This window comes from Bradyrhizobium sp. IC4059, from assembly GCF_020193615.1.
Taxonomy (GTDB): Bacteria; Pseudomonadota; Alphaproteobacteria; order Rhizobiales; family Xanthobacteraceae; genus Bradyrhizobium; species Bradyrhizobium yuanmingense.
The window spans coordinates 72,106-83,382 of sequence record NZ_JADYVH010000019.1 but is presented as its reverse complement, the minus strand read 5'-3'; the positions used below and the strand labels follow the sequence as shown (position 1 = coordinate 83,382).

Below are 11,277 nucleotides of genomic sequence, written 5' to 3'. Positions count from 1 at the left end.
CGATCGCGGCCGCGCGCGAGGACGCCACCATGGCTGAGCCGGGGCGGCCGGCCTCCAGAACAGGGGTCTCCGTCAGAATTGTTTGACCGCTTTCGCTCTGCAGCCGGATCCAGCCGGCATGAGCCTCGTCGCTCAGGCTGGTGTAGTTGGGGTTTTCGAAATTGAAGCGACGGAAAATGCGACATGAACCATGTGACGAGCCTCGATCCGAACCCGCTGCGACAGGGTCGAAGCCGAGCGCATCGACGCCGGCATCCAGCAATGCGCCCAGCGCTGCTCCGCCCATGAGCCCCAGACCCAGCACGGCGACTTCGCATTTTCGCATGAAGACCTCGCGAGCGATGCTACGACGCGGAGATCATCGTGGTGATTTCGCGGGTTTGCAAGGTCGACGGGACGACGGTCTGCTCGGGGCAACCGCGTTGGTGCACGATCAGACGCTGGTGACGTGCAATGATCGCGATGTTGCGGCGCTGAGAGCGAGGATGATGAATCCGTTTGGGGTGGAGGAGATGAGAATTGATCCTGATCTCGGCTTACTTCGGACCCGTCGGGCAAAACGGGAGCCTAGTTTCATAGTTGCAGGAGGTCTTATTGGCGGGTTTTGGCCCACCTCTCGAACGCAACCGAATTGCGCGGTCGGCGCCGGTACTGCTTTTGGCGAGCCGTTGTGTCGGACCTGTCTGAGCGGCTGTCACAAGTAAGCTCTCTGTAAAGCTCGCAATCCCAAAATCAGCAACGGCCAGAACGCTGCCCGTCGAATCGCTGAGCACGTTTTCCGGCTTCAGGTCACGGTGAACAACTCTTGCAGATGTGCGGCTTCAACGCCGTCCAATACCTTCTCGAAGACCGACAGAACCGATCCAGGCGAAATGCCTGTGGTCATCAAGGAGCGCAGGTTCGAAGCGAACCGTGACATAACGTAGAATGGACCTGAGATACTTCCCTCGTTCGGGATGCCATAATCGGATACGGTAACGATGTTTGGGTGCCGATTGCGCGAAAGAAAAGCTATCTCGTTCTTAAACCGCGCCCGTTTGTCTCGGGGGTGTTGGTAAGAACCTTATTGCTACCGGCGTGCCTTCGGCGCTCTTACCGCCGTAAACCCTCCCGGCACCTCCTTCGCCCAAGACTTCATCCAGAGTGTAGGCCGCGAAGGCGGTCTCCAGCGCTACTGGCGTTTTTAGCTTAGCCACCGCTTTGTCTCCATTGACGCTACCTAGTCATCCCAGCGATTCGCTCGGGCTTTCGCTCTTGCCGCCTTTTGGCAAAACCCCGATGTCTTCCGGAAGACTACAATCCCAGGGCGACTGTATACTTGCAGCGCCGTCGCGAATCTACTTGATGAAGTTAGGGGGAAGATATGGCCATCCGCAAGCGGGGCAATCGGCTGGAGAGGTGGGAAGTCGCTTTGATTAAGGCGATGCTCATAAAAGCCGGCTCGAACGATCAAGACATACTGGCATACTTCACCCGCCCGACGCGTTCGATCAACCATCGCGCAATTGGCGAGATCAGAACAGAGAAAAAGCACAAGCTGGTAAAGGCAGCAAGCGAGGCGGAGCTAGAGGAATTTATAGCGACATGGCCTGACATCGACCCGCAGACGGGACTAAGTTTGAGAGGCGACGAGTTGCTAATCAAAGCTCGTGAGGCGATGATTGCTGCGGTTCATATCTTCAATAGCGCCGGGCTTACTTTTCGTGCCGAACTCTTCATCGTAACCAGCATCATTGCATGGACCTATCTTTTGCACGCGTGGTTTCGCAGGGAGAGAATTGACTATCGTTATATCGAGGCGGACGGCACAGTAAAGAAGACCAAGCAGGGAGAAGATTGCTATTGGGAGCTGGGGAAGTGTCTACGTCACGCGCGATGCCCCGTGCCCAAGGGAGCGATTGCTAATCTAGAGTTTCTACTATCGCTTCGTCACGAGATCGAGCATCGATCTACCAACCGAATAGACGACGCCGTCAGCGCGAAGCTTCAAGCTTGCTGCATCAACTTCAACGACTCCATGAAATCACTGTTCGGAGCTCAATTTGGATTAGAGCGGCGACTACCTATAGCGCTCCAATTTGTCACCTTCAGTGCCGACCAGCGCTCAATCCTCAAAAAGGCGAGCGATCTGCCGCAGCACATTGCGACCATGATGGATGCGTTTCATCAGACTCTAACGGAAGAACAGCAGGCCGACCCGCGCTTTGCATACCGGGTTGCCTTCATCCCGAAGACAGGCAATCGTGCATCTAACGCTGATGTGGCAGTCGAATTCGTTAAGCCTGACTCCGCAGAGGGCCGCGAGATCAACAGCGTGTTGCTTAAAGAGGTGGACAAGCGGCGCTTTACCGCATCGCAGATCGTCAAAATGATGCGTGAAGAAGGCTTTCAGAAATTTGGACAGCATGCTCACACTGTCCTCTGGCAAGAACTAGACGCCAGAAATCCTGCAAAAGGTTTTGGAAGAACCGGCGATTATCCTAACACATGGGTTTGGTATGATTCTTGGCTCACCCGCGTCAGGGCGCATTGCCAAGAGCATAAAGACCGATACGTCTAGCTCCAATCTTATTGGCCGTTCGGAGTATTTTCCGCCGATGCCGCCTTCGGTCGCTTCCCGTTCGAGGGCCTAAAATTTGAGATGTAACCTCGTGGCGACAGCTGCAAGCTTTCCCCGTGCCGCTCTTCTCCTGGCTCACTGTTTAGACGCGGCCTCGAGACTTGCCCAATTTTCAAAGTAAGGGTTGAGCCATCCCAATTTGTACTGAGGCAGGGGATGGTAATCGGGCATGAAGCGCCGGAAGGTGCTGTCATTGCGCTGCTGCCCCTTCTTTCCGGGCGTGTGCAGCCAATCCTTATGAATTTCCTGAAGAGATTGGGCAACGATTCCGCTCGGCACGACCCATGTTTTCGGCTGGTCGGCGAGCGACTTCCCAAAATCGACAAAACTATAGAATAGATTCGGCGACACGAGTTCTTCGTGCTTCTGTCCCATATGCCACCCGCCGTCTGAACCGATGTCGCGCCGCACTTTTACTTGGATGGCGCAGAGGCGATCGCCCAACTTATCGGTCACGACAATGTCCGCATTCGGCACTCCGGTCGGAGCAAGCGCCGCTATCATATTTCGGCGCAGAAGCTGTGACATTACGAAATGCTCGCCGGCAGCTCCCAGGATTGTACTGTTCGGACCATTTGCTTCTTTGGCCATTCGATCCTCCCCGTGATCTTCATAGGCTATTGGCTGCTGCCCCTCCCGCAGCGGAAGAGGCGCACGAGCGCGACGGCAATCGATTTGTCCCAGCAGCATCCCGCCCTAATACAGCGGCTCCTCATACACCTTCTCCCCATCCAGCAGCAGCCGCTTGATCGCCGCGCGGCCTGAGGGCAGCACGGCGGCGACGATGCGCAGCTTCTGCTGGTTGCGGGCATTCTCGAGCTTCCTGCCCTCGCCTTCGGGCACGAAATAGCGCTCGAGGCCGTATTTGATCGGCAGCTTGTCGCAGAAGCGGCGGCGGTCGTCACCGCAGGAGCCGCCATAATTTCCGACGCGGCCGCGGATCAGCACTTCGGGCGCGGTGACCTTGACCCGCTCGGCATGCACCGAGACCGCCTGATAGACGCCGTCGGCCTTGGGCGCGAGCTTGACGAACACGGTCGGGTGGCGCGCGTCGGCGAGCTTGCCTTTGAGCGCGCCGGCCGGCACTTGCGAGATGTCGTAGCTGAGCACGACATAGTCGCCGCGCAGGAGATCGCGGGGGTCGACCGGCTGCGTCTGCAGGGTGACCTCGACGCCGTTACGCAGGATCTGCATGCGGTCGGCCACCATCATGACCAGCAGCGCACATTGCAGCAGGACGGCGACGCCGAACAGCACGGCATTCGGGATGCGCCGCCAGAACGCGGCCAAAGATGCGATCAGGGCGTTCATCGCGCGGCCCTCGGCAGCATGCGGCCCAGCGCGGTGGCAAAGGCGACGGCCGCGACGCCCGCCACTGCCAGGAAGGCCGAGCGGCGCAGCAGCGAGCCCTTCACGGCCCAGGTGATGCCGGCGATGACGCCGGCGATCCCGAGCCAGCCCGCGACGATACGCGGGCGCACGTCGTCGAGCATGCCGGAGACGACGAGACACAGCATGGCCGAGAGCAGCGCGGCATAGGCGAGCCAGGATTCGCCGGCCATGGATGCCGGCCAGACCGGCGCCGCGAGCAGGACCAGGGCGATCGCAGCGGCTGCAAGCAGCTCTCCCGCGCGCCGGGTGATCGCAGCCGAGGCCAGCGCGAGGATCACGCCGGCATTTCCGCACGCGATCGCCCAAAGCGGCTGGCCCGCAAGAGACCCTTCGCGAAAGCGGACGAGATCGTCGACCGTCGTCACCTCCAGGAACGCGGCAATGGCCAATGAAAACGCGCCGTAAACCGACAGGACGTTGCCGAGCCGGAGCGCTCGCGGCGACGGCGCGGCGGCGATCGCGAGCCCGGCGCCGAACAGCAGCGCCGCACCGCTCGCGAGCACGAAGGACGGCTGGGTGCCCTCGAATTCGAAGCGGAGCGAGGTCGCGATCCACCACGGCAGCAGCGCCAGCGCGACGAGATGAGCGGCGACGCGGGAATTCCAGGCGAAGGCGAGTGCGGCGGCGATGAGCCAGACCAAGACGTACGGAAGATGCAGCACGTCGGACGCGTCGGTGATCCGCATGCAGGTCCAGATCGAGGCGGCGACGAGACCGACCGCGAGCGCGCCGCGCGAGCCGGTCAGCAGGGCCGCGGCGAACGCGCCGATCGACCACAGCAGCATGCCGCCGGCGAAGTCGTCGCCGAGGTGGTACATCTGCCCGACCAGCGCGATGCCCGCGCCGAAGATGATCGCACCGACGCTGGCACAGAGATCGGCGAGAATTGTGCGCTGCCTCGCGGCGAACCAGGCGCCGAGACCGCCGGCAACAGTCATGCCGGCGATCAGGATCGCGAACCGTGCCAGGCGCGCGATCTCGGTCCAGTGCGCGGCGACGAAGGCGAGGAACGCGGCCGCGATCAGCAGGCCGCCGACGATGGCGACGACCACCGCGATATTGATGCCGGGCGGAAGCGGCGGCAGCGCGCTGCGGATCGCGACGGCCGCCGCCGGCGCAATCACGCCGTCGGCCTCCCATCGCGCAAGATCGGCTTCGAGGCGCTGCCGGTAGGTTTTGTCGAACATCGTCCTGGGATCACCTGGCGCCCGCCGGATGGCGGGACCTTGCTAGGTCGGATCGTACAGGCGATGGGTTCAAGCTCCTCCTCGTGGCCGGGGGTGATCGCATATGGCTCTTTGCGCGAGCTGAGCGCGCGCGTCGTCCTTCGAGACGGCGCTACGCGCCTCCTCAGGATGAGGCTAAGCGGCATCGGAGCCCGCTAAACTCGCGCCACACACTCGGTCCTCATCTTGAGGGCCCGCCAAGGGCGGGCGTCTCGAAGGATGGCCACAGACATCACTCTTTTCTGCGGCCTATTGCGCCGGCAGAGGAATGCGCCGCAGGACGTCGTCATAGGGGGCGAGGTCGAGATAGGCCGTGACCTCTGCCGCCTTGCCGTCCTGCATGAGCAGTATCCACGCGTAAGAGTTCGCGTAGGGCTTGCCGTCACGCGCGACGCCGCTGCCTTCCCAATGCGCGATGACGTGGTCACCATCAGCGTAGATCCGCACGGAAGTGGGGCGGACCGGGGTCGACAACCGGCTGGCAAATGGGCGGACCGCGCGATCAATGAAGACATCGCGGCCTCTGAACTCGCCGGCGCTTGGACCGGATCCCCTGATGCGCCAGACCACGCTCTCGTGCAGCAGGTCATTAAAGAAAGTGGTGCCTCCCGCCGCCCAGCGATCGAACGCATCGGTGACGATGCGCTTGTTGTCGTCCTGCACGGAATTGGCCTGTCCGCAGGGTGCGGCCGTCGTCAGGGTGGATGCCGTCACGATGACCGCGTAGACGCACGACGCAAGTGCGCGATTGAGCATGGTTGCCATTGGTGTCTTCCTTTCTGGTGCAACATGTCGTCTGCCCCGAAGTGATGCACGCAGGTCGGTCGCGTTGTTGCTCGACCTACCCGCGCCGCGCGACGGTGGCGCCGCCGAAGATGAGCTGCTCCACCATCGGGCGGCGCACAAAGCGGCCTGGGAAAATGGGATCGGGCGCGGTCGCCTGGTCGAGGCGCGCCATCTGTTCAGGCGACAGCGATATCCCGACCGCACCGAAATTGTCTTCCGCCTGCTCCAGCGTGCGGGCCCCGATCACGGGCGCGGTGACCGCGGGATTCGCCAGCGTCCATGCGATGGCCACCTGCGAAGACGTTGCGCCGAGCTCCCAGGCGACGGATCGCACCGTCTCGGCCGCGTCCAGCGATCGCTCGTTGAGAAGGCCGGATGACGCGATGATCGAGGCGCGTGTCGTGCCGACGGCGCGTTCCTGGGAATCCCTGAGGTCGGCCTTGGTGTACTTGCCGGTGAGCACGCCGCCGCCGAGAGGCGACCAGGGCAGCACGCCGAGGCCAAGGCTGGCCGCCAGCGGAATGAGCTCATGCTCGACGGTGCGCTCGACCAGATTGTATTCGATCTGCAGGGCCACGAAGGGCGACCAGCCGCGCAGGTCCGCGATCGTCTGCAGCTGTGCAATGCGCCAGGCCGGCGTGTTGCAAATGCCGACATACAGAACCTTGCCGGTGCGAACGAGATCGTCGAGGCCGCGCATCACCTCATCCGGCTGCGTCGTCGCATCCCAGGCGTGGAGGTAAAGCAGGTCGATGCGGTCGGTCTCGAGCTGCCGCAGGCTCTGCTCCACGGAACGAAGCATGTTGAGCCGGTGGTTGCCGCCCGAATTGGGGTTGCCGGGATCGCGGGCCATGGTGAATTTGGTGGCGAGCACGAGGCGATCGCGCTTGTCGCGGGCGAACTGGCTGAGCAGGCGCTCGGAGGCGCCGTTGGTGTAATTCACCGAGGTGTCGATGAAATTGCCGCCGCGGTCGACATAGAGGTCGAAGATGCGCCGGGCCTCGCCGGCATCGGCTCCCCATCCCCACTCGGTCCCGAAAGTCATCGTGCCCAGGGCAAGGGGGGAAATGCGCAGGCCGGAACGGCCAAGCAGGCGGTATTGATCGAGCGACGTCATCAGAGCCTCCTTCGTATGGGTCGGAGATAGCCCCCGGCGAGAGGTGAGAAAAGTTGGCCAATGATGACTGGGGTGGTAAGCCTAGCTAACCAATGACCACGGACCTGAACCTCGTTGCCGTCTTCATCGCGGTCGCGGAAGCCAAGAGCTTCCGTGGCGCCGCCGAGCGGCTCGGGGTGACCCGATCCGCCGTGAGCCAGGCTATCCGACGCATGGAAGACCAGTTGGGCGTGGCTCTCGTGCAGCGAACGACGCGCAGCGTCAGTCTGACCGAAGCCGGCCTGCGCCTGCATGAGCGCGTGACCCCGGCGCTCGCCGAAGTCGAACAGGCGATCAATGGCGCCCGCGACCGTGACGCGCAGCCGACGGGGCAGCTGCGTCTTGCCGTCTCGTCCATCGCCGAGCGATTCATTCGCGGTCCATTGCTGGCCGAATTCGCGCAGGCCAATCCCGGCGTGCAGGTCGACGTCACCGTGACCGATGAGGAATTCGACATCGTGGCCGAGGGCTTTGATGCCGGCGTCCGGCTCGGCGAGGTGATCGAGCAGGACATGATCGCCGTGCCGGTTTCGGGCGACCAGCGCCAGCTGGTCGTGGCAGCTCCCGCCTATCTGCAGCGGTTCGGCGCGCCCTCGCACCCGCGCGAGCTTTCGCAGCATTGCTGCATCGGGTGGCGGCCGGCGCCGCATGTTGCGCCCTACCGCTGGGAATTTGCGGAAGGAGGGCGCGAGTTCGACGTCGCGGTGGAGCCGAGGATCACGACCAACGACATGTGGGTCATGGTGCGGACCGCCTGCGCGGGCGGCGGCCTGACATTCGGCATGGAAGAGACGTTCAAGCCGTATATCGAGCGAGGAGAGCTGGTACCCGTGCTGGAGGAATTCTGCCCGTTCTTCCCCGGCTTCTTCCTCTACTTTCCGGATCGGCGGAATCTTCCGCCGAAGCTGCGCGCGCTGGTCGATCACGTGCGTTATCGTGGAAGCGGAAAGCGCTAAAGCGGAATGGCTTTAGATCGAATCGATCCGCTCTAGTTTGCCTTGATGCCGGCCTCGCTGATCAGCTTGCCCCATTTCGCGCTTTCGTCCTGAATGAAGCGGCCGAACTGCTCGGGCGAGGTCGGCGCAGGCTCCGCGCCGAGGGTGCGGATCTTCTCCGCTACGGCAGGGTCCTTCAGCGCCTTGGTGAAGGCCTCGTTCAGTCGGGCGATGACATCCGCAGGCGTGCCGGCGGGAGCAACGAGCCCGAACCAGCCGACGGATTCGAAACCGGCAAGGCCGCTCTCGGCCAGAGTCGGCACATCGGGCAGCGACGCAAGACGGCGCGCGGAGGACACGCCGATCGCGTTGAGCTTGCCCTCGAGGATCAATTGTCGCGATGCCGGAATATCCAGCACCGCGAACGGGACATGGCCTGCGAGAACATCGACCGCCGCCGGCGCCGTCCCGCGATACGGCACCAGCTCCATCGCGATCCCGCTTCTCTGCGTGAACAGCGCGGCGGTCAAATGCATCGCAGTCGAGTTGCCGCCATGCCCGATCGAGAGCCCACCCGGCTTCGCCTTGGCGAGCGCGATGGTCTCCGCAGGTGTGCGCGCCGGAATATTCGCGGACGCGACCAGTACAAAGGGAATTTCCGCGAGCAGGGTGATGGGCGCGAGATCCTTCAGCGCGAACGGCATCGAGGCATTGAGGTGCGGATTCACGGTCAACGCACCCGCCGGCGCCACGCCGAGCGTATAACCGTCGGGCTTGGCCTGCGCGACCGCGGCCATGCCGATGTTGCCGCCGGCGCCGGCGCGGTTCTCGATCACCAGGCCCTGCTTGAGCTCGGCGGTGACCAGCGGCTCGAGCGCGCGGATGACCGTGTCGGCGCTGCCGCCGGGCGGGAAGGTCACGATGATCTTGATCAATTGCTCGGGATAGGCGGCTCGGGCCGCCGCCACCGGCAACAGTGCGAAAGCGGCGGCCGTCAGCGCGGCCAGGATGCGGCGTCTTGCAACGTGAAACACGGTCTCCTCCATGTATTCTGTTTTTGAAACTCGGCTTGGCGAGCTACGTCGCCAGGCCGTCCGCTCGATGTCGTCCTACGCCGCAGCGCCAGTGATACGGGCCAGCAGGCCCTGCGCGTTCTCCGGCGCCGACTGCCCGCGCCAGGCGATGTGCTGGTCGGGCCGCGCCAGCACGAGCTTCTCGGCATAGGCGCCGTTCGCCTCCTCCGGCGCGACGTCGACCAGCGCGAGCGGCACGCCGCGCGCCTTTGCGGCGTCCTGCAGCCGCGTCACACCGATTGCCGGATCGAACCGCAGCAATGTGTAGCCGGGGCCGAAGGCGTCGTAGAGCGAGCGTCCGTCGCGCAAGAACAAATGCGGCGCGCGGGCGCCCGGCACGGTGGATGGCGTGAAGCTGCCCATCGCGTAAGGCGGCGGCGTCTCGCCGTCATAGGCGATGATCGGCGAGGCGTCGTAATAGTAGCCAAAGTTGAGGCCGGCGCAGCAATATTGCTGCACGTTGAGATCGTAGGCCGCTTTCGCCAGCGCCGCGCGCGCCGCCTGGCCGCGCGGCGTGTCGTCCTCGATCTCGGCGGACACGCCGCCGCGCTGCGCCATCATCTTCATCGCATGGTCCATCGCAAAGCGCGACACCTGCTCGGTGATGGGCTGGCGCTCCGCCTCATAGGCATCGAGGATCGCAGCCGGCGCCCAGCCGTTCAGATGCGCCGCCAATTGCCAGCAGAGATCGACGGCATCCGCGATGCCCGCATTCATGCCGTAGCCGGCATAGGGCATCCACAGATGCGCGGCGTCGCCGCAGATGAAGACCCTGCGGTCGCGGAAGCGGTCAGCCACGAGGCGCCGTCCGACCCAATCCTCCTTGCTGAGCACGCGGTATTCGAAGCGCTCGTCGACGCCGAGGATGGCACGGATGGCCCAGTCGCGATCGACCGAGTCGAACTCGGGCTCGTCCGGCTTCAGATGATTGTGGATCAGCCAGCGGTCGTGACCGTCAATGGCAACAACAGTGCCGGAGCGGCGCGGATTGAGCGAGAGCACCATCCAGGCCGGCTTGTGCGCCCCCATCAGCTCTTTAAGTTGCGGCGCTTCGATGAAGGTCGACTGCACGCGCTGGATCACCGGCGTGCCGGACAGGCTGGCACCGATTGCTTTTCTGACGAGGGATCGGCTGCCGTCGCAGCCGATCACGAAGCTGGCTTCGATGCGGAGCGAATGTCCGCTGTCGAGATCGCGCGCCAGCGCGACGACATGGTCGTCGTGCTGCTCGATGTCGGTGATTTCCGTGCGCGCCAGGATCTTGATGCGTGATTGGGCAGCGGCATGGCTGAACAGGATCGGCTCGAGATAGACCTGGTTGATCCGGTGCGGCGGCTCGGGCGTCGGCCACCAGGTGTCGGGGCCGCCGGTCGCGCTATAGCGGCGCGCGCGGGAGGGAATGTCGATGCGGCAAAGCTCGATCCCGGTCGCCGTGGTCCGGTAGGAGCAATCGTTGGGAAAGTCCGCAGGGAGCCCCGCATCGCGCAAGCGGGCGGCTATTCCGAGCCGTCGAAAAATCTCCATCGAGCGCGCCGACACGTGATTGCACTTGACGCTGGGCGGATCGCCGGCGTGGCGGATCTCCGCGACGACGACGTCGATTCCGCGCGAAGCGAGATCCATCGCCGCGGTCAATCCGACGGGCCCGGCCCCCACCACCAGCACTTGCGCTCTCATGCTCGCTCCAATCCTTGCCGCGGATTCTTTCCGTCCGCACAGCATGCATTTTATTGCAGGTCCGTTTATGAGATAAGCCGGAAAATACTCATCAATTCATGAGGTTTTCAGATGAATGTGGGCTTGCCAGCCTCACTGATCAGCTTGCCCCATTTCATGCTTTCCGTCTGGAATGAAGCGGCCGAGAGCTCACGCGATAAGCCCGAAAGGACCCACCAATTCACGACCTTTGCCTATCAATAGACGCCGGCAAGGAAACGGAACGCTCTACGCAGGATAGCCGGCTTGATTGGAGCGAGCGGGGAGCGAGAGACCCCTCGGGAGGCCCACGGAGATCTCCTCCAATGAAATCCGAAACTTGCCAATGAAGCCTTCGAAAATCTTCCTTGCACGCATGGCGTGTAATATACCA

At 63.1% G+C, this 11,277-nt stretch carries 9 protein-coding genes and 1 pseudogene; 2 read left to right on the top strand and 8 right to left on the bottom strand.

Annotated features, from left to right (window positions below; genetic code table 11):
* Positions 1–304 (bottom strand): annotated as a pseudogene (locus I6F12_RS35360) (N-methyl-L-tryptophan oxidase); the annotation flags it as partial.
* 1,059 nt (positions 305–1,363) lie between these two features.
* Here I6F12_RS35360 and I6F12_RS35350 point away from each other — a divergent pair.
* Positions 1,364–2,560: a DUF3644 domain-containing protein gene (locus I6F12_RS35350; RefSeq protein WP_225158396.1), complete on the top strand. Its 1,197-nt coding sequence runs from the start codon at positions 1,364–1,366 to the stop codon at positions 2,558–2,560.
* A 135-nt stretch (positions 2,561–2,695) separates the two neighbouring features.
* Here I6F12_RS35350 and I6F12_RS35345 read toward each other — a convergent pair whose 3' ends face one another.
* The 5 genes from I6F12_RS35345 to I6F12_RS35325 all read right to left on the bottom strand — a co-directional run bounded on the left by I6F12_RS35345 (position 2,696) and on the right by I6F12_RS35325 (position 7,141).
* Positions 2,696–3,211 carry a hypothetical protein gene (locus I6F12_RS35345; protein ID WP_225158395.1) on the bottom strand — a complete coding sequence of 172 codons (516 nt, stop codon included), beginning with the start codon at positions 3,209–3,211 and terminating at the stop codon, positions 2,696–2,698.
* A 105-nt stretch (positions 3,212–3,316) separates the two neighbouring features.
* Positions 3,317–3,931, bottom strand: coding sequence for a GDYXXLXY domain-containing protein (locus I6F12_RS35340; RefSeq protein WP_225158394.1), 615 nt, complete (start codon positions 3,929–3,931; stop codon positions 3,317–3,319).
* The gene (locus tag I6F12_RS35335) at positions 3,928–5,199 is read right to left on the bottom strand and encodes a DUF2157 domain-containing protein (RefSeq protein ID WP_225158393.1); all 1,272 of its coding nucleotides are present in this window, start codon (positions 5,197–5,199) and stop codon (positions 3,928–3,930) included. The genes I6F12_RS35340 and I6F12_RS35335 overlap by 4 nt, the downstream gene beginning before the upstream one ends.
* A 288-nt stretch (positions 5,200–5,487) precedes the next feature.
* Entirely contained in the window at positions 5,488–6,003 is a 516-nt protein-coding gene (locus tag I6F12_RS35330) for a nuclear transport factor 2 family protein (RefSeq protein WP_225158392.1), read from the bottom strand.
* 76 nt (positions 6,004–6,079) lie between these two features.
* Complete coding sequence (locus I6F12_RS35325) at positions 6,080–7,141, bottom strand: aldo/keto reductase (RefSeq protein WP_225158391.1); 1,062 nt, start codon at positions 7,139–7,141, stop codon at positions 6,080–6,082.
* Between the two features lie 92 nt (positions 7,142–7,233).
* On the opposite strand from I6F12_RS35325, the gene I6F12_RS35320 reads away from it, so the two are divergent.
* Complete coding sequence (locus I6F12_RS35320) at positions 7,234–8,136, top strand: LysR family transcriptional regulator (RefSeq protein WP_225158390.1); 903 nt, start codon at positions 7,234–7,236, stop codon at positions 8,134–8,136.
* Between the two features lie 32 nt (positions 8,137–8,168).
* Here the strand turns inward: I6F12_RS35320 and I6F12_RS35315 are convergent, their stop codons facing one another.
* Positions 8,169–9,149 carry a tripartite tricarboxylate transporter substrate binding protein gene (locus I6F12_RS35315; protein WP_225158389.1) on the bottom strand — a complete coding sequence of 327 codons (981 nt, stop codon included), beginning with the start codon at positions 9,147–9,149 and terminating at the stop codon, positions 8,169–8,171.
* A 75-nt stretch (positions 9,150–9,224) separates the two neighbouring features.
* Positions 9,225–10,865 carry an FAD-dependent oxidoreductase gene (locus tag I6F12_RS35310; RefSeq protein ID WP_225158388.1) on the bottom strand — a complete coding sequence of 547 codons (1,641 nt, stop codon included), beginning with the start codon at positions 10,863–10,865 and terminating at the stop codon, positions 9,225–9,227.
* Positions 10,866–11,277: the final 412 nt, after the last annotated feature.

Coding starts and splice junctions, on each gene's coding strand:
- I6F12_RS35350 (WP_225158396.1), top strand. CDS start 1,364: ATGGCCATCCGCAAGCGGGGCAATCGGCTGGAGAGGTGGGAAGTCGCT.
- I6F12_RS35345 (WP_225158395.1), bottom strand. CDS start 3,211: ATGGCCAAAGAAGCAAATGGTCCGAACAGTACAATCCTGGGAGCTGCC.
- I6F12_RS35340 (WP_225158394.1), bottom strand. CDS start 3,931: ATGAACGCCCTGATCGCATCTTTGGCCGCGTTCTGGCGGCGCATCCCG.
- I6F12_RS35335 (WP_225158393.1), bottom strand. CDS start 5,199: ATGTTCGACAAAACCTACCGGCAGCGCCTCGAAGCCGATCTTGCGCGA.
- I6F12_RS35330 (WP_225158392.1), bottom strand. CDS start 6,003: ATGGCAACCATGCTCAATCGCGCACTTGCGTCGTGCGTCTACGCGGTC.
- I6F12_RS35325 (WP_225158391.1), bottom strand. CDS start 7,141: ATGACGTCGCTCGATCAATACCGCCTGCTTGGCCGTTCCGGCCTGCGC.
- I6F12_RS35320 (WP_225158390.1), top strand. CDS start 7,234: ATGACCACGGACCTGAACCTCGTTGCCGTCTTCATCGCGGTCGCGGAA.
- I6F12_RS35310 (WP_225158388.1), bottom strand. CDS start 10,865: ATGAGAGCGCAAGTGCTGGTGGTGGGGGCCGGGCCCGTCGGATTGACC.